General features: G+C 71.9%; 20 protein-coding genes and 1 pseudogene. 6 read left to right on the top strand and 15 right to left on the bottom strand.

From position 1 onward, the window contains the following. Positions 1-4: 4 nt before the first annotated feature. The 9 genes from HUT10_RS44165 to HUT10_RS44125 are packed head-to-tail and all read right to left on the bottom strand — an operon-like array spanning position 5 to position 9,046. Entirely contained in the window at positions 5-928 is a 924-nt protein-coding gene (locus tag HUT10_RS44165) for a hypothetical protein (RefSeq protein ID WP_176176652.1), read from the bottom strand. An 11-nt stretch (positions 929-939) separates the two neighbouring features. Further along, the gene (locus tag HUT10_RS44160) at positions 940-1,854 is read right to left on the bottom strand and encodes a transporter substrate-binding domain-containing protein (protein WP_254897288.1); all 915 of its coding nucleotides are present in this window, start codon (positions 1,852-1,854) and stop codon (positions 940-942) included. A gap of 19 nt (positions 1,855-1,873) precedes the next feature. Further along, positions 1,874-3,097 (bottom strand): 2-hydroxyacyl-CoA dehydratase family protein, encoded by a 1,224-nt coding sequence (locus tag HUT10_RS44155; RefSeq protein ID WP_176176651.1) that lies wholly within the window; start codon positions 3,095-3,097, stop codon positions 1,874-1,876. After that, positions 3,094-4,098: a 2-hydroxyacyl-CoA dehydratase family protein gene (locus HUT10_RS44150; RefSeq protein WP_254897521.1), complete on the bottom strand. Its 1,005-nt coding sequence runs from the start codon at positions 4,096-4,098 to the stop codon at positions 3,094-3,096. The genes HUT10_RS44155 and HUT10_RS44150 overlap by 4 nt, the downstream gene beginning before the upstream one ends. 5 nt (positions 4,099-4,103) lie before the next feature. After that, entirely contained in the window at positions 4,104-5,342 is a 1,239-nt protein-coding gene (locus HUT10_RS44145) for a CaiB/BaiF CoA-transferase family protein (RefSeq protein ID WP_176176649.1), read from the bottom strand. Next, entirely contained in the window at positions 5,339-6,478 is a 1,140-nt protein-coding gene (locus HUT10_RS44140; RefSeq protein ID WP_176176648.1) for a CapA family protein, read from the bottom strand. Before HUT10_RS44140 ends, HUT10_RS44145 begins: the two co-directional genes overlap by 4 nt. Then, a complete protein-coding gene (locus HUT10_RS44135) occupies positions 6,475-7,260 on the bottom strand; it encodes an amino acid ABC transporter ATP-binding protein (RefSeq protein ID WP_303247009.1) in 786 nt (261 codons plus the stop codon). Before HUT10_RS44135 ends, HUT10_RS44140 begins: the two co-directional genes overlap by 4 nt. Further along, a complete protein-coding gene (locus tag HUT10_RS44130) occupies positions 7,257-8,132 on the bottom strand; it encodes an amino acid ABC transporter permease (RefSeq protein ID WP_176176647.1) in 876 nt (291 codons plus the stop codon). Before HUT10_RS44130 ends, HUT10_RS44135 begins: the two co-directional genes overlap by 4 nt. Then, a complete protein-coding gene (locus tag HUT10_RS44125) occupies positions 8,129-9,046 on the bottom strand; it encodes a transporter substrate-binding domain-containing protein (RefSeq protein ID WP_176176646.1) in 918 nt (305 codons plus the stop codon). Before HUT10_RS44125 ends, HUT10_RS44130 begins: the two co-directional genes overlap by 4 nt. A 192-nt stretch (positions 9,047-9,238) precedes the next feature. Between HUT10_RS44125 and HUT10_RS44120 the strand changes: the two genes are divergently transcribed. Beyond that, positions 9,239-10,228: a PaaX family transcriptional regulator C-terminal domain-containing protein gene (locus tag HUT10_RS44120; RefSeq protein WP_176176645.1), complete on the top strand. Its 990-nt coding sequence runs from the start codon at positions 9,239-9,241 to the stop codon at positions 10,226-10,228. Between the two features lie 46 nt (positions 10,229-10,274). On the opposite strand, the gene HUT10_RS44115 is transcribed toward HUT10_RS44120, so the two are convergent. The 4 genes from HUT10_RS44115 to HUT10_RS44100 are packed head-to-tail and all read right to left on the bottom strand — an operon-like array spanning position 10,275 to position 16,525. Beyond that, positions 10,275-11,198 (bottom strand): GNAT family N-acetyltransferase, encoded by a 924-nt coding sequence (locus tag HUT10_RS44115; protein WP_217709695.1) that lies wholly within the window; start codon positions 11,196-11,198, stop codon positions 10,275-10,277. Between the two features lie 17 nt (positions 11,199-11,215). Then, positions 11,216-12,640: an endo-1,4-beta-xylanase gene (locus tag HUT10_RS44110; RefSeq protein ID WP_176176644.1), complete on the bottom strand. Its 1,425-nt coding sequence runs from the start codon at positions 12,638-12,640 to the stop codon at positions 11,216-11,218. A gap of 29 nt (positions 12,641-12,669) precedes the next feature. Further along, complete coding sequence (locus tag HUT10_RS44105; RefSeq protein WP_368660811.1) at positions 12,670-14,112, bottom strand: arabinofuranosidase catalytic domain-containing protein; 1,443 nt, start codon at positions 14,110-14,112, stop codon at positions 12,670-12,672. Positions 14,113-14,143: 31 nt separating this feature from the next. After that, positions 14,144-16,525: a ricin-type beta-trefoil lectin domain protein gene (locus HUT10_RS44100; protein ID WP_176176643.1), complete on the bottom strand. Its 2,382-nt coding sequence runs from the start codon at positions 16,523-16,525 to the stop codon at positions 14,144-14,146. A gap of 426 nt (positions 16,526-16,951) precedes the next feature. Between HUT10_RS44100 and HUT10_RS44095 the strand changes: the two genes are divergently transcribed. After that, on the top strand, positions 16,952-18,298 hold the full coding sequence (locus HUT10_RS44095) for a glycoside hydrolase family 6 protein (protein WP_176178322.1): 1,347 nt from the start codon (positions 16,952-16,954) through the stop codon (positions 18,296-18,298). Positions 18,299-18,373: 75 nt separating this feature from the next. Here the strand turns inward: HUT10_RS44095 and HUT10_RS44090 are convergent, their stop codons facing one another. Then, the gene (locus tag HUT10_RS44090; RefSeq protein ID WP_176176642.1) at positions 18,374-18,520 is read right to left on the bottom strand and encodes a hypothetical protein; all 147 of its coding nucleotides are present in this window, start codon (positions 18,518-18,520) and stop codon (positions 18,374-18,376) included. Between the two features lie 75 nt (positions 18,521-18,595). Here HUT10_RS44090 and HUT10_RS44085 point away from each other — a divergent pair, with 75 nt between their 5' ends. From HUT10_RS44085 to HUT10_RS44075, 3 genes and pseudogenes are all read left to right on the top strand, one after another. Then, positions 18,596-19,246 (top strand): DUF4230 domain-containing protein, encoded by a 651-nt coding sequence (locus HUT10_RS44085; protein WP_254897286.1) that lies wholly within the window; start codon positions 18,596-18,598, stop codon positions 19,244-19,246. A gap of 33 nt (positions 19,247-19,279) precedes the next feature. Next, positions 19,280-20,734: an aldehyde dehydrogenase family protein gene (locus HUT10_RS44080; RefSeq protein ID WP_176176641.1), complete on the top strand. Its 1,455-nt coding sequence runs from the start codon at positions 19,280-19,282 to the stop codon at positions 20,732-20,734. Then, positions 20,731-21,506, top strand: a pseudogene (locus tag HUT10_RS44075) (SDR family NAD(P)-dependent oxidoreductase). Before HUT10_RS44080 ends, HUT10_RS44075 begins: the two are co-directional and overlap by 4 nt. Before the next feature lie 68 nt (positions 21,507-21,574). On the opposite strand, the gene HUT10_RS44070 reads toward HUT10_RS44075, so the two are convergent. Then, the gene (locus tag HUT10_RS44070) at positions 21,575-21,970 is read right to left on the bottom strand and encodes a helix-turn-helix domain-containing protein (protein ID WP_176176640.1); all 396 of its coding nucleotides are present in this window, start codon (positions 21,968-21,970) and stop codon (positions 21,575-21,577) included. A gap of 130 nt (positions 21,971-22,100) precedes the next feature. Here HUT10_RS44070 and HUT10_RS44065 point away from each other — a divergent pair, with 130 nt between their 5' ends. Then, complete coding sequence (locus HUT10_RS44065; RefSeq protein ID WP_254897285.1) at positions 22,101-22,973, top strand: SDR family oxidoreductase; 873 nt, start codon at positions 22,101-22,103, stop codon at positions 22,971-22,973. The last annotated feature ends 233 nt before the right edge of the window (positions 22,974-23,206 follow it).

The following is a 23,206-nucleotide window of genomic DNA, read 5'->3' as shown; positions in this document are numbered from 1 at the left end:
CTCCTCAGAAGTTCTTGCTCGTGACGGTCCAGCCCGGGGTGGCGCACAGGCCGCAGCCCGCGCCGAGGAAGTAGCCCCGCGCGGTGCGGTTGCCGTTGAGGGTGAAGTCGAACCAGGCGACCAGGACCCGCACGGCCTCCTCGCGGACGCTCGGGTCGGGGCTGCCGTCACGCTGGCCGTAGACGAAGCCGGTGTGGCCCGCGGCCGCGTTGGTCGCCCGGACCGCCGGGACGGTGACGAGGTCGTAGTTCTCGCCGCTGTTGGCGTAGGCGACGTCGCTCGGGCCGCCGTCGGCGAACAGCACCGGCGTGTGCAGGTTCCGCAGGTTCTCCCGGCCGCAGCCGAGGGTGCCGTCGGCGAAGAACCCGCTGTCGAGCGACAGCACCGACTTCACCCGCGGGTCCGCCCCGGCGACGAGGGCTTCGAGGCCGCCGCACGAGTGCCCGGCGACGCCGATCCGCCGCGGGTCGAGCCGGGCCCGCAGCTCGCTGCCCGGACGGCCGTTCTCCCGCTCGGCCCAGGTGATCGCGTCGGTGATCACCTTCGGTACCGGCGAGCCGTTCTCGGTGAGGGCGGGCTCGTCGAACCCGCCGACGGCCACGACGACGAACCCGTGCGCGGCCAGCAGCGTCTCCAGGGTGAGCAGCTCGTCGTTGCTGGTGTGCCGGCAGGCGCCGTTGCCGAACACCACGACCGGCAGCCTGCCGCGCACCCGGTCGAGGTCGGCGGGCCGGTAGACGGTGTACTCGGCCGCGTAGTCCCCCGTCCTGGCCGCGCCTTCGCGGACGACCGGGTGGAACACCCCGGCCGCGGGCGGCGCGGGTGGCGCCGCGACCTCCGCCTCGGGAGCACCGGGGACGACGACCGCCGCGGTCACCGCGACGAGAGCCGTCGCGGCGGCGGCGAGTGCGGGTTTGACGAAGGCCATCGGAAGTCCTTTCACCGTGGGGTGGCCGCGTTGAAGACCGGCTTCGGCACCGAGACCTGGGTGAGCCCCCAGCGGGACATGATCCCGACGTACGTGCCGTTCTCGAAGAGCTCTTCGAACACCTTCTGCAGCACCGGGCCCAGTCCGGACGACTTGGGGACGTACAACGCCAGGTCGTCCTTGGTGGCGCCCTGCGCTTCGGTCTGGGTGACGTACTTGTTCCCGCCTTGGCGCTGCGTGACGTCGATCGCCGCGGCCTCGGTCATCCCCGCGGCGTCCGCGCGGCCCGAGCGGGTGGCCAGCAGCGTCGCGTTCGTGTCGTCGAGGCCGACGGTCTGCGTGGCCTTCCGCTTGGTGTCCGTGCAGAACCGGGACAGCTTGTTCAGCTGGTCTTCGACGACGCTCGCGGTCACCACCGCGATGCGCTTGCCGCAGAGGTCTTCGACGCGCGCGATCCCGGCCGTCGAATCGGTGGGGAACACGTACGCGGTGCGGGTGGTCATCCAGGTGATCGTGTCGAACTGCTTTTCGCGCTCGGCGGTCGCCTTGACCGGGCCGTTGAACGCGTCGTACCGGCCGGCCTGCATGCCCTGCAGCGCGGCCGGGAGCCCGGCGACGACGACGGTCCGGGTGCGGACGCCGAGCACCTGGCCGATCGCGGCCTGGAAGTCGGCGTCGATCCCGGTGACCGTGCCGTCCGTGGCGATCGTGCGGTAGGGCGGGTGGGAGTCACCGGCGAACCGCAGCTCGCCGGCGTCCTTGATCGCCTGCGGCAGCGCGTCGTGCAGGGACGGCACCACCGGGAGGTTCGTCCCGGTGGCCAGGCCCGGGGAACCGGTGCCGACCGTGCACCCGGCGACGGCCAGCCCGAGGGCCGCGGTCGCGAGGATCGCACTTCGGCTTCGTCGGCGAAGTGGAGATCGCACGTCACTCCTTTTCGGATGGTCAGGTCAGTTCGTCGAGCCATTCGGTCATCCGCGCGGTCAGGCCGTCGCCGGTGCGGGCGTCGACGTTGTCCGCCGGCAGTTCCAGGACCGGGATGCCCGCCGCGCGCAGGGCGCGGGTGGTGAAGTAGCTGCCGCGCGCGTCGTCGGAGACGAGGTGCACGACGCCGTCGACGCCGTGGTGGCGTGCTTCCTTGACGTACCACTCGGCCGACCACGGCGGGGTGTAGAGCTGGTCGCCGAAGGCGGCGAAGCGGGCGGCCAGCGCGCGCAGCGGGTCGTCGCCGTAGCGCAGGTAGCCGTCCGCGGCGATGGCGAGGTACATCGACCACACGAACACCGCGCCGTGCGATTCCTGGAACCGCTGGTAGAAGCCGAGGTCGAACCACAGCCCCCGGCCGATCCACATCAGCCGCAGCCGCTCGTCCGCGCACACCGCAACGCCCGCGTCGATCCGGTCGCGCACCTCGTCGTGGAACGCGCGGGCGGCGTCACGCGCCCACTCGGTGCCGCGGTGCCACTGAGGCACCATGACGCTCGGGATGCCGTCGGTGACCGCGATCGGGCACGGCCGGGCGGCCGCGATGAGGTCGCGGGTGCGGCGGTTCCACTCCTGCTGCTCGTTGACCAGGTCCAGCACCTCGCGGAACCGCGTCTCGGAGAACACCCGGCCGGTGGTCTGCTCGAGGAACCGGATCAGCCCGGTCAGCTCGCCGGTCAGCAGGTCGAGGCGGTCGCTGCCGATGGCTTCCTCCCAGCGGTGCGGCATCAGCTCCCACCACCGCGCCGGGACCTCGTTCTCCGCCGCGCTTTCCAGCGGGTAGTAGGTGACGCCGGGTTGCGCGCCCCAGACGTCGAAGATCTTCCGCGCCGCGTCGCCGGTCGTCTCGCCGAGCACGATCGACGGGGTCGGCAGCCCGCCCCACGGCGCCTGGTCCGGGTCGTCCTCGAACGCCGAGGCCAGCGAGGTGGCGCTGTACTGCTCGATGTAGTCCGGGTACCCGCGCTCGCGCAGCAGGCCGAGGTAGCGCTGGGTCTGGCGCTTCGCCGCGACGATCGAGGCCCACCACTGGTTGACCACGTACGGGATGTCCATCGCGCGGAAGATCTCCTGCGGCGCGTCCGCGTTGACCAGCGCCAGCGGGCCGCCTTCGGCACGCAGGCGGGCGAACCACTCGCGCTGGTGGGTGGTCGCGGTGGTCGCCGACGCCAGCCGGGCCGTCATGCCGCGGCCCGCACCGGGACGAGCGCCGCCAGCGCCTCGGCCGTCAGCTCGCCGTACGGCTGCCGTTCGGCCAGCACCGACGGCAGGCCCGTCGCGGCCCGCTGCCCGGGGAAGTCCCACGGCGGAGCGTCGTCGTGGACGCGGGCGTAGGAGAACAGGACTTCGGCACCGCAGGCCCGGGCGGCCGCGGCGGTGTGCGCGGCGCGCTGCCCGATCGACGCGCGGGGCGCCGACGGGCCGTTGTACTGGTACCGCTCGGCCAGTGCCAGTTCCGTCGGCGCCGCGCACGTGCGGGCGAAGAGCAGCTCGCCCCAGTCGTGGTCCTCCCCCGCGACGAAGAAACCGTTGCGCTCCAGGGTTTCGTACACCTCCGGAGAGTCGTGGGAACTGCCGGTGAGGAACAGCCGCACCCCTTCGGCCGCGGGCAGGTCCTCGGCCAGCACGCGCTCGACGAGGGTGATGGCCTCGTCGACCGGCACCGCCGTCGTAGCGGCGACGAGTTCGAGGAACCGGGTGCCGCTCAGCCGGTTCTCCCGGCGCAGCACGGCGGCCCGAGCGAGCAACCGTCGCAGCGTGTCGTGGACGGTGATGGCCGCGGCGAGGTCGTCGTCGGCGATCGGCCGCCAGCGCCCCAGCCACTCGCGCAGCTGCGCGATCTTCGCGTGGACGTACCGGGTGGTCGTGTGGTGCGGCAGGTGCAGCACGTCGACCAGGCGCAGCGGCGGCAGTCCCAGCGACGGCTCGATCCGGTGCAGCTCCCGCAGGGCGTAGAACAGGCGCAACGACGCTTCGCAGTCGCGGGAGACGACGATGGCCTCCAACGGGCCGTAGGCCCCGGTGAGGATGCGCGTCAGTACCGACCGGGCCACCGGGTCGACCCCGCGGCCGAGGTAGCGGTCCCCGAGCGAGCTGTCCTCGCCGGGCTTGCCGGTCAGCCGCAGCGGCCGCAGGCCCGTCGCGGTGATCAGCTCGACCGGGACGTCGGCGCCGACGTACCCCACGGTGCTCAAATGACCGCCTCCGCGACCAGGTCCGCCAGCTGCTGCTCGGTGTAGCCGAGCAGCTCGCGGTAGACGTGCTCGTTGTGCTCCCCCAGCCCGGGCGCCGGCCGGTCGAGGGCGGCGCGGGCGGCGGAGAACCGGATGGGCACGCCGGTGCCGGCCAGGTCGGCCACGGCGCCGTGGCGCGGGTGCCGCAGCGGCACGACCTCCTCGCGCGCCAGGACCAGCGGGTCCCGCACCGCCTCGCGCGGCTCGCGCACCTCCGCCGCGGGGACGCCTTCGGCGGTGAACGCGGCGAGGATCTCTTCCAGTGGCCGCACCCGGCACCACTCGCGGATCAGGCCGTGCAGCTCGTCGGCGGCGCGGACCCGCTGGTCCCGCGTGCGGTAGCGGTCGTCCTCGGCCAGTTCGGGACGGCCGATCGCCCGCAGCACGCCGTGGGCGAAGGCGTCGGTCGGGGCGCACAGGGCCACGTAACCGTCGAGAGCAGGCAGGATCCCGAACGGCGCCAGCCGCGGCACCATCGAGCCGGTGCGCTGGGGCAGGCCGACCGCGTCGAAGGCGTCGAACGGCTCGCAGGCGACCAGTGAGGTCAGCGCACCGAGCATCGACACGTCCACGCGCTGGCCCTCGCCGGTGTGCTCGGCCTGCAGCAGCGCCGACACCGTGCCGACCACGGCGAACAGCGGCGCCAGCAGGTCGCCGATCGGCAGCCCGAACCGGACCGGGCCCTCGTCGGGCTCGCCCGCGGTCATCATCACGCCGCTGAGCGCCTGGATGATCGAGTCCATCGCCTTGCCGGAACCCGGGCCGCCCTGGGCGCCGAACCCGCTGATCGAGGTGTAGACCAGCCGCGGGTTGAGCTCCCGGACGTGGTCGTAGGAGATGCCGAGCCGGTCGGTGACGCCCGGGCTGTAGTTCTCCACCAGCACGTCGGCGTCGCGGACGAGGTCGGCGAAGACCGCGTGCGAGCGCGGGTTCTTCAGGTCGAGGGTGACGCTGAGCTTGTTGCGGCCGCGCAGCAGCATCGACACCGAGAGGTCGTCGTCGTGCCGCCGGGCGAGGTTCAGCCCGTCACGCCCGACGTAGGGTGCGTTGTTGCGGGAGGAATCCCCGCCGGTGGCGGGGTTTTCGACCTTGATCACGGTGGCGCCGAGCCCGGCGAGCAGCAGCGTCGCGTACGGCCCGGCGAGCGCGGTGGTCAGGTCGATGACGGTGCGGCCGGCCAGTGGCTGGTCGGTCATGAAGGAACCCCCTCGGTGAGATCGACGAGCACTTCGGTGCCGCGGGTGGTGAACCGGCCGCCCAGCCGGGCCCCGCGGGTGATGTCCTCGACGTACTTCGTGACGGCCTCGCCCTCCGGCGTGCCGCCGACCGGGACCGGGCGGCCCCGGTCGTCGATCCGGCACGGGACGAACCCGGCTTCGCGCAGCCCGGTCCCGTCGAAGCGGCAGAAGGCGATGACGGTGTTGCGGCTTTCGGGGTGGAACGGGAAGAACGGCATGTCCGGGTCCGGCGCGAAGCCGTACAGCTTCGTCCGCCGCTCGGCCCACGCGCGCAGCTCGTCCGCGCCGACGCCCGCGCCCGGGGTCAGCGCGTGGGTGACCGTGGCGAAGTTGCCGAGACCGTGGAAGATCGGCCGTCCTCTGTGGACTTCGATGCCCCGCATGATGTGCGGGTGGTGGGAGAACACCGCGTCGGCACCGGCGTCGACCGCCGCGCGGGCGACCGGGCGTTCGTACATCGCGACCTCGACCGGGGTGTGGCCGACGCCCTTGTGCAGCGCCACCAGCACGACGTCGGCCTCGGCCCGCAGGCGGCGCACGTCGTCGGCCATCGCCTCCTGGCTGTCCGGGTCGGCGAAGGTGTAGATCTTCGGCGGCCCGCCCGGGCTGGCGTGGTCCAGCTCGTAGTGGGTGAGGACGTGGACGTAGGCACAGCCGGGCTTGCGGGAGCCGGCCCAGGACTCGCGCGGGCCCACGCAGTTGTAGGACAGCACGCCGATGCGCAGGCCACCGCGTTCGACGACCGCCGGGCGCCGGGCTTCGGCGAGGTTCGACCCGGCACCCGTCGGCACCATGCCCGCGGCGCGAGCGTAGGCGATCGTGTCGGCCAGCCCGCCTGCCCCGGCGTCGAGGACGTGGTTGCCCGCCAGGGTGACCACCGCGAAGCCGGCCCCGGCCACCGCCTTCAGCGCCTCGGGATCCGCGGGCGGCGCCGGGACGTCGGTGCTCTGCTGGACGGCCGTGGTCGAGTGCGGCACCTCGACGTGCCCGATCGCCAGGTCCATCGCCCGCAGCACCGGCGCGGCCGGGGCGAGGAAGAACTCGGGGTCGGGCTCGTCCAGGATGAGGTCGCCGACCGCGCCGACAGTGATCACGAAGCACCTTCCGTTTCGGACAGATGGCGGGACAGGAAGGCACGCAGCCGGTCGGTCCGCGGCCGGGTGAACAGCTCGTCCGGCGGGCCCTCTTCGACGATCCGGCCCGCCTCCATGAACACGCACCGGTCGGCCGCTTCGCGGGCGAACGCCATTTCGTGGGTGACGACGACCATCGTGGTCCCCGCCGCGGCGAGGTCCCGCAGCACGGCCAGCACCTCGTCGACCAGCTCGGGGTCGAGCGCGCTGGTGGGTTCGTCGAACAGCATGATCCGCGGCCGGACCAGCACCGCGCGGGCGATCGCCACCCGCTGCTGCTGGCCGCCCGAGAGCTGCCGCGGGTAGTGGTCCTCGCGCCCGGCCAGGCCGATGCGCGCCAGCAGCTCCCGCGCCTCGGCCTCCACTGTGGACCGATCGCGGCCGTGCACCCGGATGGCCGCGTCGGTCACGTTGCGCAGCACGGTGAACTGCGGGAACAGGTTGAACTGCTGGAACACCATGCTCATCCGCCGCCGCTGGGCGGCGACCCGCCGCTCGGGGAGCGCCCGCAGCCCGCCCGGCGTGCGCCGGTGGCCCAGCAGCTCGCCGTCGAGGTACAGTGCGCCGCCGTCGATGGGCTCGAGCTGGTGGGCGCAGCGGACGAGGGTCGACTTGCCGGACCCCGACGGCCCGATCACCACGACCGTTTCCCCTTCGCGGACGTCGAGGCTGACGCCCGCCAGCGCCGTCACCGCGCCGAACTCCTTGCGGACGTCGCTGATCCGCAGCACCGGCGCGCTCACCGGGCACCCCGGTGGCCGCGGGAGAACCGGCGCTCCAGCCGGCGCTGCCCGGCCGTCAGCGCGGTGACCACCACGAGGTACCAGAAGCAGGCGACCAGCAGCATCGGCACGATCTCGTAGGTGCGGTTGTAGATCACCTGCACCGAGTGCAGCAGGTCCGACATCGCGATGACCGACACGAGCGCGGTGCCCTTGAGCACGTTGATGAACTGGCTGCCGGCGGGCGGGATGATCACCCGCATCGCCTGCGGCAGCACGATCCGCAGCAGCGTCTGGCCCGGCGGGTAGCCCATCGCGCGGGCCGCGTCGCGCTGGCCGGGGTCCACCGACAGGACTCCGGCGCGGAAGATCTCCGCCAGGTACGCGGACTCCACGAGCGACAGTCCGATCACCGCGGCGGTCAGCGGCGTGATGACGGTGTTGGCGTCCCAGGTGCCGAAGACCGGGCCGAACGGGACGCCGATCGACAGCCTGGGCAGCAGGTAGGCGAGGTTGAACCAGAAGATCAGCTGCACCAGCGGCGGGATCCCGCGGAACAGGCCGACCCACAGCGTCGCCACCCACCGGGCGGGCGCGAACCCGCTCAACTGCATCGCCGCGACCACGCCGCCGGCCAGCGAGCCGAGCACCATCGCGGCGAGGGCGAGCAGCACCGTGGTGCCCAGACCGGCCAGGACGCTCTTCTCGAAGAGGTACTTCGCCACGACGTCCCACTGGAACCGGGAGTTGCCCACCAGGAAGACGGCCAGCTGCGCGGCCACCACCGCCAGCACGAGCACGAACAGCCAGCGCAGCGGGCGGAAGCGTCCGCGCGCGCCGGCGACGTCGTCGCGGGCCGGTGCCGTCTCCTCCACTGTGGACACCGCGGTCATTTCGCCGACGCCACGTCGAACAGCGGCTGCGGGACCGTGACGTCGTCGAGGCCCCACTGCTTCATGATCCGGGCGTAGGTGCCGTTGCGGAACAGCTCCTCGAACGCCTTCTGCAGCACCGGGCCAAGCTTCGCCGGCTTCGGCGTGTAGAGCGCCAGGTTGTCCTTCGTGGCGCCCTGCTCCTCGGTCTGCGTCACGTATTCGTACTGGCCCTTCTGCTGGGTGGTCACGTCGATCGCGGCGGCCTGGGTCATCCCGGCGGCCTCGGCGCGGCCGGACTTGGCGGCCAGCAGGGTGGCGTTCGTGTCGTCGAGCCCGACCACCTGCACGGCCGGCTTCTGTGAGCGCTCACAGAACGCGGACAGCTTGCCGAGCTGGTCTTCGACGACGCTGGCGGTGACCACCGCGACGCGCTTGCCGCACAGGTCGGCGGCCTGCTTGATGCCCGCGGCGGAACCGGACGGGACGACGTAGGCGGTGCGGGTGGTCATCCACGTGACGGTGTCGAACTGCTTCTCGCGTTCGGCGGTGGCCTTGACCGGGCCGTTGAAGGCGTCGTACCGGCCGCTGAGCATGCCCTGCAGCGCGGCCGGGAGCCCGCTGACGATGGTGGTTTCCGTGCGCACGCCCAGGATCTGGCCGAGCGCCTGCTGGAAGTCGTGGTCGATGCCGGTGACCGTCTTCCCGTCCGGGCCGACGGTGCGGTACGGCGGGTGCGAGTCCCCGGCGAACCGGAGGACGCCGGCGTCCTTGACCGCCTGGGGCAGCTGGTCGTGCAGCGCCGGGACCGCGGTGAGGGCCGCGGCGGAGGGGGCGGCCGCCGCGCCGTCGTCGACCGTGCACCCGGCCACCGCGAGGCCCGCGGCGGCCACCGCGAGCGCGCTTCGACGCCATTGACGAAGTGAGGAACCCATGTCGTTTTCTTCCTGCGGGGGCCGCCTGAGGAGGGCGGCGCGGAAACCTGGGAGAACGATTGGTTGCTATCTGGGCGCCGATCGTCGCATGATGTGTCGCGTGATTCAACCCCTCGCTCCGGCCGCGCTCCCGGAACTGCCACCATGGACCCCCGCGGCGGACCGGCCGCCACCGGGAGAGGCAGGAGCGCGATGACAGTGCCGCCCTCGGGCCCGCTGCCCCGCTCCCAGCAGGGAGCCGAGCCGCAGCTGCTGCTCACCTCGCTGCTGGGCGACTTCTGGTACTGGCGCGACGAGCACATCCCGTCGGCCGCGCTGGTCCAGCTGCTCGGCGAGTTCGACATCAGCCCGGCGAGCGCGCGGGCGGCGATCCGCCGGCTCGCCGCGCGCGGCCTGCTGACGGTGTCCCGCAGCGGCCGCACGACCGCCTACGGCATCCCCGCCAGGACGTCCGAGGTGATCATCGAGCGCACACACCGGATGCTGACCTTCGGCACGACCGCCCCGGAGTGGGACGGGCAGTGGACGGTGGTCACGTTCTCGGTGCCGGAGCAGGACCGCGGCCTGCGCACGGCGCTGCGGTCACGGCTGCGCGTCCTGCGGTTCGCCGCGCTGTACGACGGGGTCTGGATCAGCCCGCACGACCTCGCCGAGCCGGCACTGGCGGCGTTGCGCGAGCTGGACCTGCGTAGTGCGACGGTGTTCCGCGCCACCGAGGTCCCCGGCCCGGCCGCGGCGGCCACCGCCTTCGACCTCGGGCCGCTGGCCCGGGAGTACGAGCAGTTCGTCGAGCGCTACGAAGAGGTGCTGACCGGCCTGGACGCGGGCCTGATCAGCCCGGCGCAGGCGTTGCGCACCCGCACCGAGCTGCGCGTGGACTGGCGCCGGTTCCCGGAGACGGACCCGGACCTGCCGGCCGAGCTGCTGCCCGCGGACTGGGCGCGCGACCGGGCCCAGAAGGTGTTCCTGGAGATCTACGACCGCCTCGGCCCGCTCGCGGAGTTCCGCTTCCGCCAGGTACTGGCCGACACGGACCCGGCGCTGGCCGGCCTGGCCGCCCACCACGACTCGGCCAAGGTGGCCGCGCTGTTCGCGGCCCTCGGCGACCGCCACCCGGCCGGGGACACGCCGTTCGAGCAGGCCGCGGAGGCCCGCCGCCTGGACGACGCCCGCCGCGGGTGAGCGGCAGTTTGCCGGCCGGGCGTGCCGGAAGGTGCCGCGGTAGCCGTCAGCTTGCCGGTGGCGAGCTCACCCGGAGCACGGTGCCGTCCGGGTCGTGGACCCGCATCTCGTACATCCCCCACGGGCGGACGGCCGGCGGCTCCGCGATCTCCGCCCCGCGCTCGCGCCACTCCCGGAACAGCCGGTCCACGCCCGCGGCCGTCGGGATGTCCAGGTGCAGCCGGGTCGGGTGCGGTCCCGCGAGCTGGGTGAGCATCAGCTGCACGTGGTCGCGCCCGACGAGCGCGGTTCCCGGCTCGGTCGGCTCGGCATCGGCGAGGAACCGGCCCTGCCCCTCCGACCACCGCCAGCCGACCCGGAACCCCAGCACGTCGGCGTAGAACGCGACACTCGCCGCCAGGTCGCTCACCACCAGGTCGGGCCGGCACCCGAAGAGGTCGGGCCCGCCGTCCTCGGCGAGCAACCCGAACAGCAGGTCGTCGGTCCACTCGCCCTTGAGCCAGGTGTGCCGGCGGCGGAACCCCTCCCGGACGAACCCGAGCCGTTCCAGCAGCCGCGCCGACGCGGTGTTCCGGGCGTCGCACTCCGCCGAGACGCGGCGGATCCCGCTCCGGAGCACGCGGGCCAGCACCGCGCGCACGGCCTCGGTCGCATACCCCCGTCCCTGGTGGACCCTGGCGAGGGTGAACCCCAGCTCGGCCTGCATCCGGTTGTCGTGGACGCAGACACCGACGTCCCCGATCAGGCCGCCGCCGTCCCGGAGCGCCACGGCGTACTGGAACCAGCCGGGCGCCCCCTCCTGCGCCGCCGCGAACTCCGCCACGAGGTCCGCGGCGTCCGGCACCGGCACGTCCCACGACTGGTAGCGAGCCACCTCGGGGTCCGAGCGGTAGGCCTCGAACGCCCGCACGTCCCCGGCCTCGAACCGGCGCACGACCAGGCGTCCGGTCACCACGGGCACCTCGTCCACCGGCCCAGCGTACGGGGTCAGCCCACCGCCCACCGCTGGTTGCCGCCGCCGTTGCAGGTCCAGACGATCACCTTGGTGCCGTTGGCGGTGGCCGCGCCGGTGACGTCCAGGCACAGCCCCGACTGGCCGTGGCTGACCGTCCCGTTCCCGGTGAACGTCCACTTCTGACCGGTTCCGCCGGTGCAGTTCGCGATGACCGCCGCCGTGCCCGCCGCGGTCCCGCCGCCCGCGGTGTCCAGGCAGCGTTTCGTCCCGCCGGAGTAGACGCTCAGCTCGCCCGCGCTGCCGCGGGTCCACTGCTGGTTCGCCCCGTTGTTGCAGTCCCAGATCTGCACCTGGGTCCCCGCGGTGGTCGACGAGCCGGGCACGTCCAGGCAGCGGTTCGAGGCCACCGCGCGCACCGGACCGGTACTCCCGCCGGGACCGGGGTTGCCGCCGTTGAGCGTGTCGAGGACCGCCGTGTACGCCTGCTTCTTGCCGTAGTTGCCGTCGAACAGCAGCGGGGTGTCGCCCGAGCGCCACGAGTACTTGTCCGTGACGCCCCAGACGGTGATGCCCGTGCACCGGGACACCGCCAGGCACGCCTGGGTGACCTGCCGGTAGACGTTCGCCTGCCCGGATCCCGAGCCGCCGACGTCCAGCTCGGTGATCTGCACGTCGACACCCAGGTCGGCGAAGCGCTGCAGGTTCGCCTGGTAGCTGCCGAGGTTGGAGTTCGAGCCCAGGTGGCTCTGGAAGCCCACGCAGTCGATCGGCACGCCGCGGCTCTTGAAGTCCCGCACCATGTTGTAGATGCCGGTGCTCTTCGCGTTGATGCCGTCGGTGTTGTAGTCGTTGTAGCAGAGCTTGGCGCCCGGGTCGGCGGTGCGGGCCGCGCGGAAGGCGTCCTCGATGTAGCCGTCGCCGAGCTTCTGCTGGAAGGTCGCCTGCCGGCGGGTGCCGTTCTCCTCGAACGCCTCGTTGACCACGTCCCAGGCGATGACCTGGCCCTTCCAGTGCCCGGCCACCTGGGCGATGTGGTTCAGCATGGCCGAACGCAGGTTGCCCGCGTCCAGCCCGCCGACCCAGGGCGCCAGCTGCTGGTACCACACCAGGGTGTGCCCGCGGATCTTCATCCCCTGGCCGCGTGCCTGGCTCACGATCCGGTCCGCGGGCGCGAAATTGAACTGGTTGCGGTTGGGCTCGACCGTGTCCCACTTCATCTCGTTCTCCGGCGTGACGCCGTTGAACTCCGCGGTCCACGTGTTCACGTACGTCGCTTCGCCCAGGTGGCCAGTCGAGATGGCGGCGCCGAAGTACCGGCCGGTCTGCGCCGCCGCGGCCCCGAGCGTGCCCGCCGCCCCGGCGACGCCGGGCGACAGCACCAGTGCGGTCGCCGACAGCGCGGCCGCCGCGAGGAGGGTGCCGGCGGCCCGGAGCCGCCGGGGTGAACGGGTGGTCATCGAAAGCCTCGATTCGTCTCGGAACGGGGTCAGCCCAGCGTCCACTGCTGGTTGCTGCCGCCGTTGCAGGTCCACAGCTCGACCGGCGCGCCCTCGGCCGTGGAGGCACCGGTGACGTCCAGGCACAGTCCGGATTGGACACCGGTGACCGTGCCGTTGGCGTTGACGGTCCACTGCTGGTTGCCCTGCCCGTTGCAGGCCCAGGTCACCACCTTCGTGCCCGCGCTGGTGCCCTGGCCGGAGGCGTCCAGGCACAGGGTCGCCCCGCCGATCGTGGCCGTCAGCCTGCCGTCCGAGGTGCGCGTCCAGGTCTGGTTCGGCTGGCCGGTGCACCCGGCGATCTGCAGCTGAGTGCCCTGGGCGGCGCCGGACAGGCACTTGCCCGCGCCGACCGCGTGCACCGGGCCGGTGCCGGTGGTGCTGCCGCCGGTGCCGTAGCCCGCCGCGACGATGTTGGCCTGCACCGCGTTCTCCGTCGCGTCCGAGGGGTACCCGGACGTCATCACGCCTTCGTAGAACGTGCCGGCGGAGCCGATGCTGTTGTCACCGCCGGTGCCGAGGATGATCGCGCCTTCCTTGCGCATCGGGTTGTAGCCGGACACGTTGGGCCGCACGCCGTCGTAGAACGTCGACACCCCGCCGGACTGGGCGTTGCCGCCCCGGATCGCCCAGTGGTTGGGGCCGCCCTTGACGATCGCCGTGAGGTACCGGTGGCTGATGCTGGGGTCGTTGGCGTTGTAGCGCTGGTTGACGCCGGAGAACAGGCCGTTCTCCAGGTCGGCCATGATCCACGGCCCGTTCCCGGCGCCGTACCCCCACACCTTGATGTTGCCGAAGTAGATCGCTTCCATCGTGCCGTTGCCGTTGTCCCGGCTGTTGCGCTCGGCGTTGCCGTAGTCGAAGCAGCAACCACCGTTGTAGTGCGTGCCGTCGAAGATCGCGTACATACCCTCGGGCTGGTCGCCGGTCGCGGTCCCGGTGGCGTTGTTGTTGCGGTAGCCGGTACCCGGCGCCACGAACACGCCGTACGCCTTCTGCCCGCCGATGGTGATCGGCGCGGCGGTGGCACTGGCGAGGTTGTCGTAGCCGCCCGCGGCCGGGCCGGAGAACCCGCCCGGCGGGGCCTGGGTGAGCCGGTTGTTCCGGCCGGACTGGTCGTAGATGACCGTGATCAGGCAGGTGGTCCCCGCGCAGAACGCGTCCTGCGCGGCCGCGTCCGCCACCCCGCCGGCGCTCTGCACGCCGATGTCCCGCGTGGTGTTGTCCGAGGCCCGCCGGACCTGGTACAGCGCTCCGCTGTAGGCGCCGTACAACGCCCGGGTGGTGGAATGCGCGGCCACACACGGCGTTCCGCCCGCCGCGTAGATGTCACACGGTCCCTGGGTGGCAGCCTGTGACGCCGTCGCCGTGCCGGCCACCGCGCCCGCGGCGATCACCACGGCCGGCCACATCCTGCTCCAGCGGCTCTTCATCGGTGAACTCCTTCCTCCGGGGGCACCACGGCTAGCTCCGCGTCCACTTCTGGGTGTTCGCGCCGGTGCAGGCCTGCAGCGTGACCGGCGTGCTGTTCCCGGTGCCGTTCCCGCTCGGAGCGAGGCACAGTCCGGATTGGACACCGGTGATCGTGCCGTCGGCGGCGGCGTTCCACTGCTGGTTGGTGCCGCCCGTGCAGTCCCAGATGATCGCCCGGGTCCCGGCGCTCGTCGCCGCGCCCTCGGCGTCGAGGCACTTGCTGCCGTAGACCTGCAGCTGCTTGCCCGAGGTGAGCGTCCACTGCTGGTTGCTGCCACCGTTGCAGTCCCACAGGGTCACCTGCGTGCCGTTGGTCTGGGACACGTTCGGGACGTCGAGGCAGCGCCCGGCCCCGGTGTTGCGCAGCACCGACGTCGACCCGCCGCCCGAGCCGGCGACCTCGAGGTTGTCGAACTGCGCGGTCTCCCCGACCGCCGTGCCGATGCCGACCTGGCCGGCCGGGAAGGTGCTGTCGGTGACCGTGCCGAGCACCGTGCCGTCGACCGAAACGGTGATCGTGGTACCCGAGAAGCCCAGTGCCAGCTTGTGCCAGCTGCCGGTGCCGAGCGCGGTCGTGGTGCCGGTGCGCAGGGTGGTGTTCTGCTGGCTGGTGTTGTTGCGCCGGAGCGACCAGGCGCCGGTGTCGCTGATCCGGAAGTAGTACGCGTTCAGCGCGCCCTGGTTGCCGGTGTCCTGCGAGCCGGCCCGGCCGAGGAGCTCGACGTACCCGGACTTCTCCAGCAGCACGTCCGTGCTGAGGGTGTAGTTGCTCCAGGCGATGTTGCCCAGCAGCGCGTACGGGTCGACGAACTTCTTCCACGGGATCGTCTTCTGCGTCGCGGCCTGGCGCACGCACGTCCCGGCGCGGCCCGCCCCGCAGGCGGCGGTCTCGAAGGCGCCCTCCATGTCCATCAGGTACTTGGCTTCCTTGCCCTTGGCGTAGGAGTCGAAGTCGTCGCTGTAGGGCAGGTTCAGCGAGCCCTGCGGCGGGCTGGTCGCGGTGCCCTTGCCCTGCCCGGTGGTCGTCGTGATCGTGTAGAGGTAGCCGGGCTGGGCGGTCAGGGAGAAGGCGCCGCCGTTCGGCGTGATGTCGGCGCTGTGGACGAAGTGGTCGCTGCCGTTGTTCGAGTTGAGGTTGGTCGCCCACACGTGCACCTGGCCGGTGGACAGGCCGCCGGTGACGTTCAGGTTCAGCGTCTGGGCCGAGGTCGCGTCCATCGTCTCGATGATCGTGCTGTAGTCGGTGTTGTTCGGCGACTTCAGCGAGACGTAGCTGCCGTTGGAACGGTTGCCGCCGAGGTACCCGCTGGAGGCGTCGAGGTACTTCCAGCCGGGCGCGGTGAACTGCGTCGTGTGCGCCAGCGCCCACGCGTCCTTGCCGACGGAGTAGTACCCGGACCACGGCTGGTTGGCCAGGATCAGGCCCACCGTCGGCCACGGGATGTTCGGGGTGACGGCGGCGATCAGGTCCCAGTTGAGGTAGGCGGTCATCTTGCCGTCGAGGTAGACGCGGTTGATCCCGCGGGCCAGCGGCTTGGCGCCGTCGTTGTAGTCCTGGGAGCCGTTTTCGCTCGACCACAGCGTCTTGCCGGTGTTGGTGACGTTCGCCGGGACGCTGCAGGAGGTCTGCGCGCTGAGGTAGCCGCACGTGTAGTGGGCGCTGAGCACGTCGGTGGCGTTGCGGTAGGCGGTGTTCGTCGAGATCGCGCTCGCCGGCCCCCAGTCCCCCGGCCACGAGTCACCGGAGATGATCTTCACCGCGCTGTACCCGTTGGCGTTGAGCGCGTTCCGCAGGGTGACCGTCCAGTCGGCGCTCCACTGCTTCTCGTTCTGGACCGACGTGAGGTAGTCGATGGTCAGCCCGTGCTGCTTCGCGCACCCCAGCCACGACAGGTAGTAGTCGGTCAGGTCGTTGGAGAAGAAGGTGCCGTTGCCGATCCAGCCCGGCGCGCCCCAGGGCAGGCCCACCAGCTTGATCCCGGGGTTGCGGGCCTTCGCCTGCTCCATGAGCCACCACTCGTACCCGCGGTTGCAGTCCAGGTCGCCGCGGAAGTGGGCGTGGCTGGGCTCGGCGCCGCTGGTGGAGTTGGTGTCCCCGCCCATTTCCACCTTGAGGATCTGCAGGGCGGCGCCGTAGCCGGGCTTGAACAGGTAGTCGAGGATCTGGCCGCGCTGCGGCTCCGGGTAGTCGATCAGCAGGCGGCTGTTGCCCCCGCCGCCGCTCACCGCGCCGACGCCGTCGAACGTGCGGCCGCCCGATCCGCCGTTGACCGTGATCGAGGTGGCGGCCTGTGCGGCCGGTGCCGCGGCGACCACGCCGCCGGCCACGACCAAGAGCACCGCCGCGGCCGCGGCTCGCGCGCTCCGGAACATGGGTGTCCTCACTTCCGACGAAGGGACGGCGCCCGGCGAAACTTTCGGGCGCGCCGACGTAACAATCGGTCGCTCAGCGAAGGGGGAAATCGCTCGTGAGAACCCCATCTTCGTCGATGGCGAACAGCTGGGCGTTAACGCTAACAGTCACCATCGCCGCCCGACAACTTTCGGCGCGCAGGTTACGAAACACCGCGGCCGGCACACTTCGCGGCCGCCATCACCGCAGTTCAGCGCGTTCTTTCGGCTGTCCGGCAACAAGGCGCGCAAATGTAACTTTCCCGCGGACAAGCGCGCGGAACACCGGCAGCCCCTTTCCCGCGCCGCCTTCCCCGGCTACAGTCTCCGTTTACTGGGAGCGCTCCCAGCAGACATTTCCGGCGCCTCCCCACCGTTCGAAGGAGAACGTGCATGCGCAGCAGGACAGTGGCCGCCGGCGGGCTCGCCGCCGTCGCCGTCACCGGCGTCGTCGCCACGACCACGTGGGCCGGCGCGCAGGCCGCCGCCTCGGCGTACTACGTCGACCCGGGCACCAACGCGGCCAAGTGGGTCGCGGCCAACCCCGGCGACTCGCGCGCCGCGGTCATCCGCGACCGGATCGCCGCGGTACCGCAGGCGCGGTGGTTCACCACCACCAACACCTCGACCGTGCGCAGCGAGGTCGACGCCTACACCGGCGCGGCCGCCGCGGCGGGCAAGATCCCGATCCTGGTCGTCTACGACATCCCCAACCGCGACTGCGGCGGCGCGAGCAGCGGCGGCGCGCCGTCCCACGACGCCTACCGGGCCTGGATCGACCAGGTGTCGGCCGGTCTCGCGGGCCGGCCCGCGGCCATCGTGCTCGAGCCCGACGTGCTCCCGCAGATGACGAGCTGCCAGAACAGCGACCAGCAGCGCCAGACCTCGGCGTCGATGGCCTACGCGGGCAAGAAGCTGAAGGCCGGCTCCTCGCAGGCGAAGGTGTACTTCGACATCGGCCACTCCGCCTGGCTCTCCCCCGCCGACGCCGCCTCGCGGCTGCGGGCCGCCGACATCTCCAACAGCGCCGACGGCATCTCCACCAACGTGTCCAACTACCGCTCGACGTCCGACGAAGTCGCCTACGACAAGGCGGTCCTCGGCCAGCTCGGCGACTCGCGACTGAAGGCCGTGATCGACACGAGCCGCAACGGCAACGGGCCGCAGGGCAGCGAGTGGTGCGACCCCGGCGGGCGGGCGATCGGCACGCCGAGCACCAACCAGACCGGCGACGCCCAGATCGACGCGTTCCTGTGGGTCAAGCCGCCGGGCGAGGCGGACGGCTGCATCGCCACGGCCGGCCAGTTCGTGCCCCAGCGGGCCTACGACCTCGCCATCGCCGCCGGGCCGATCCAGACCACCACCCCGACGACGCCGACCACTCCGACCACGCCGACGACCCCCACCACGCCGACCACGCCCACCACCACGACCCCGCAGCCGACCGGGGGCTGCAGAGTCACCCACCGGGTGGTCAGCAGCTGGCCGACCGGGTACACCGGCGAGATCGTCATCGAGAACCGCGGCGCTGCCCTGACGAGCTGGACGCTGAAGTTCTCCGCGCCCGGCGTGACCGTCACCAACGGCTGGAACGGCACCTGGACCGACGGCGGCGACGTCGTCACGGTGGCCAACGCGGCGTGGAACGGCAACCTGGGCACGAACGCGACGACCACGCTCGGCTACAACGCGGACTACAGCGGTGGCACACCGCCGTTCCAGCAGCCGACGCTCAACGGGACGGCCTGCTCCTGAGGCCCCTCGGTGCGTGGCCGGCCGGCGCGGCCGGCCACGTGCCGTCCTTTGTGGACCGAAGCCGGACCGGGCGGTTCAAGCCGCCTGGTGCACGGCCAGGACCGCCACCGGGGCGGCGGGCGCTCCGATCTTGGTGCCCTTGCGGTAGCCGCCGAAGATCATCCCGAGCACCAGGATGACGAGGATGGCCAGCAGGATCCACAGCCACACGGACTTGCGCACAGTTCTCCTCCCGTCGGAGCCGGACACACCGTACCGCCCGATTCGTCCGGCGGCCGGTTGGGTATTCCTGGCGGCATGGGTGCTTGGGGCAGACGGCTCGTCGCGTTGGGCGTGGCAGTGGTGGTGCTGGTGGCAGCGGTACTGGTCGCATCGGCGGTGCACCTGTTACCCCAGTTGCGCAATCCGTTCGCCGAAAAGACCGAAGAGCACTCGGGTCCGGTGCTGCTGCAGTCGATCGTGGAGCTCTCCCGCTACGAGGCGGCCAGCGGTTCGTTCCAGGTGGTCGTCGACATCACGACCAGTTCCATCCTGCCGAGCTTCCTGGCCGGCAGCGACACGCTGTTCATCGGCGTCGGCACGGACAACGCGTACGTGGACTTCTCGCGGCTGAAGGGCGACGCGGTCCAGGTCTCCGACGACCGCCAGTCCGCCACGATCACCCTGGGCCACGCCCAGCTGGAACCGGCGACGCTGGACGTGCACGAGTCGCACGTGTACGCGCAGCAGCAGGGTCTGTTCACCTGGATCAACGAGTTCCTGACCGGCAACCCGAACTCGCAGCAGGCGCTGTACGAACTCGCCCAGAAGCAGATCCAGGCGGCGGCCGCGAAGAGCTCACTGGTGGCGGACGCGGAGCGGAACACGCGGACGATGCTGACCGGGCTGCTGCAGTCGCTGGGCTTCAAGAACATCACCGTGAAGTACGCGGACAACAATCCCGGCTGACCTTGGACAATGGCGTTTGAGGAGGGGTTGCTGATGACGGGCTTCACCGTTCCGGCACTGCGGTCCGGGCTGCCGATCGGGCCGGGGTGGCTCACCGGCACCGATACGGCACCGGTGGTGTTCCCCTACGACGGATCGGTGGTGGCGCACGCCCCGGTCGGTTCGGCCGCCCACGCCGGCGCCGCCCTCGACGCGGGCGCGGCGGCCGTCAAGCGGGTCGGTGCGCTGACCTCGGCGGCGCGCCGGTCGATCCTGCTGGACGTCGAGACCGCCGTCCGCGCGCGTTCGGCCGAGTTCACCGAGCTGCTGGTCGCCGAGACCGGCAAGACCCGCGCCGACTGCGCGCTCGAGCTGTCCCGGACGCTGTTCACCTGGTCGGCGACCGCGGAGGAGGTCGCCCACATCCACGGCGAGACGGTGCCGCTGGACATCCAGGAATCCGGAGCGGGCCTGATCGGCTACTGGAACCGCAGGCCGATCGGCCTGGTGGTGGGCATCGCGGGCTTCAACGCCCCGCTGCTGCTGGCCAGCCACAAGATCGCCCCGTCGATCGCGGCGGGCTGCCCGGTGATCCGCAAGCCGGCCCCGGCCACCCCGTTGTCGGCGCTCTGGCTGGCGGAGCTGGTCCGGGAGGCGGCGGAGCGGCACGGCGCACCGCCGGAGATCGTCCAGGTGGTGACCGGGGACGCCGAGGTGGGCCGCAGGCTGGTGACCGACCCGAGGGTGGCGGCGGTGTCGTTCACCGGCTCGGCGGCGGTCGGCCACCGCATCGCGAAGGACGCGGCGCCCCGCAAGGTGCTCCTGGAGCTGGGGTCGAACGCGGCGCTGGTGGTGGCCCCCGACGCGGATCTGGAGAAGGCGGCCGAAGCCGTCCTCCGCGGCGGCTTCTACTTCAACGGGCAGGCGTGCATCGCGGTGCAGCGGGTGATCGTGTGCGAGCCGGTCCGCGAGGAGTTCGTCGCCCGGTTGACGGCGGGCATCGGCGAGCTCACCACCGGCGACCCCCGCGACCCGGCCACCCGGGTGGCTCCCCTGATCGACGAAGCGTCGACGGACCGCGCGCTGAGCTGGATCGAGAAGGCGGAGCAGGCGGGCGCGAAGCTCCTGGCGGGCGGCCGCCGGGCGGGCCGCGCCATCGAGCCGACGATCCTGCTCGACGTCCCGGAGCAGGAGGAGGCGTGGTGCGAGGAGATCTTCGCGCCGGTGGTGGCCCTCCGCTCGGTCCCGGACCTGCCGGCGGCGTTCGACCTGGTCAACCGGTCGCGTTACGGCCTCCACGCGAGCGTGTACACCCGCTCCCTGGCCACGGCGTTCAAGGCGGTGGCGGAGCTGGAGGTCGGCGGCGTGATCGTGAACGAGGCCCCCGGCTTCCGCTCGGACATCATGCCGTACGGCGGCATCAAGGACTCCGGCGTGGGCCGTGAAGGCCCCCGCTTCGCGATCGAAGAACTGACCGTCACCCGCATGGCCGTGATCCGGCCGGAATGAGCGAACCCATGACGGACTACACGAAGTTGTTCAGCCTGGCCGGCAAGAAGGCGGCCGTGCTCGGAGCGGGCGGCATCGGCCGCGAAGCCGCGCTGGCCCTGAAGGCCCACGGCGCCGAGGTGACGTGCGCGGACAAGGACCCGGCCACGGCCACGGCCACGGCGAGGGAGGTGGACGGTGAAGCACTGGAGCTGGACATCACCGACTCCGACGCGGTCGAGCGGGCGGCGGGCAGCGCGGCCGACCTCGACATCCTGGTCCTGACCGCGGCCACGAACGTCCGCAAGCGCATCCTCGACTACACCCCGGCGGAGTTCGACCGCGTGGTGAACCTCAACCTCAAGGCGACTTTCACGGTCCTGCAGGCGTTCGGCCGCCGGATGGTCCGAAGAGGACGGGGCAGCATCGTGGTGTTCTCCTCGGTGAGGGGTACGTGGTGGAGCCGGGCCAGGCGGTGTACGCGGCCACGAAGGCGGGAGCGATCCAGCTGGTGAAAACGGCGGCGGCCGAGTTCGGCGAGTCGGGCGTGCGGGTGAACGCGATCGCCCCCGGCGTGGTGGAAACACCGCTGACCGAACAGATCAAGCAGAACGAGGCCTGGTACCACGCGTACGCGACCAAGGGGGCGTTGGGCCGGTGGGCCCAGCCCCAGGAGCTGGCCGGAGCCGTGGTGTACCTGTCCTCGGACGCGGCAACGTACGTAACGGGAACGACCTTGATGGTGGATGGCGGCTGGACCGCGGTGGACGGCCGCTTCACCCCACCGACCTGACCAAGGCAGGAATGCCCGGCAGCCCACGAAACGAGAGGTCCGGGACTACGTCTACCGAGGGTGAACGATCACCTGGTGCGGTCGTCGTACTCTTCGCGGGCGGTGATGACTTCTCCGATGTGCAGCACGGACCACTCCGTGAGCGCCTTCAGCGGTTCGCGGAGCGTCTGGCCGAGCGCGGTCAGCTCGTACTCCACGTGCGGCGGCACCTCCGGGTACACGGTCCGGCTGACCAGCCCGTCGCGTTCGAGGGTGCGCAGCGTCTGGGTGAGCATCTTCTCGCTCACGCCGGCCAGCGCCTGCCGGAGATGACCGAACCGGGCGGACCCGTTCCGGCCGAGTTCGCCCAGCACGAGGACCGCCCACTTGCTGCCGATCTGGTCGAGCAGGTCCCGCGACGGGCAGCCGCGCTCGTACGGATCGAACGACGGCATGGGCCCGGTCACATTCCCGACAGCAGTCATCCGGCTCACCTCAATGCTTTCGCTGCGGTAAGTACCCTACCAAGAAGTGGCTACTCCCCAGCAGAGAGTGTCCAGGTCATTCTGAGTTCCACGCCGCGGCGGACGGACCGCGGCACGCGGGAAGGAAGGAATGACCACCATGCCGATCGTCGTCACCGGAGCCACCGGCCAGCTGGGCAGGCTCACCGTCGAGGCACTGCTGCGGCGCGGAGTCCCGGCCGCGGACGTCATCGCGACCGGCCGGGACATCGCCGGGATCAAGGATCTGGCCGACCGGGGCATCACGGTCCGCCGCGCCGACTTCGCGGACACCGACAGCCTGGCCGAGGCCTTCGCGGGGGCGGACAGGCTGCTGCTGGTCTCGGCCTCGGTCCCGGTCGGTGAGCGGGTCGCCAACCACCGCCGCGTGATCGATGCCGCGGCATCCGCGGGCGTGTCGCTGGTGGCGTACACGAGCACGACGCACGCGGACACGGCCACCACCGTCATCGGCGCCACGCACCGCGAGACCGAGGAGTACCTGCGGGAGCGCGGAATCCCCGGCGTACTGCTGCGCAACGGCTGGTACCTGGAGAACTACACCGGCCAGCTGCCGCAGATCCTGCAGAACGGCGCGCTCGCCGGCGCCGCGGGCGAGGGGCGGATCAGCGCCGCGTCCCGCGCCGACTACGCCGAGGCCGCAGCGGTCGTCCTCACCACCGAAGGTCACACCGGCGCCGTGTACGAGCTCGGCGGCGACGAAGCCTTCACCCTGACAGAGCTCGCCGCCGCGATCTCCGCCGCGGCCGGAAAGCAGGTGACCTACGCCGACCTCCCGGTGCCCGGCTTCGCCCGGACACTGGCCGCGGCGGGCCTGCCCGCCGAGCTGGCGGAGGTCCTCGCCGACGCCGACCGCGGCATGAGCCGCGGCGAGATGCACACCGACTCCGGCGACCTGCGCCGCCTGATCGGCCGCCCGCCCGTGACACTGGCCGAGGCACTCACGGCCGCCCTGCATCGCTGAGGTCGAACTCGTGTGGGGGCCGGGTTGCTCAGGTGGGCCGCCGCGAGTCTCCGCGCCGGACCCACCACACCGCTGGTCCTCGGCGCGGACGTCGACGAACCGCGGCGTCCGCGCCGGTGCCGTCGATCGCGACCACAGTAGGCGCGGGCGGGCCGGGGGACCTGCCGTTACGCGCCGGCGGTTTCCGCCCACCCCGAATCGGGCGGGCCATGGGGAAGCGCCGACCGGTCCCC

It is taken from the genome of Amycolatopsis sp. Hca4, from assembly GCF_013364075.1.
Lineage (GTDB): Bacteria > Actinomycetota > Actinomycetes > Mycobacteriales > Pseudonocardiaceae > Amycolatopsis.
The sequence above is the reverse complement of the archived record's forward strand: the minus strand, read 5'-3'. Positions and strand labels throughout refer to the sequence as shown.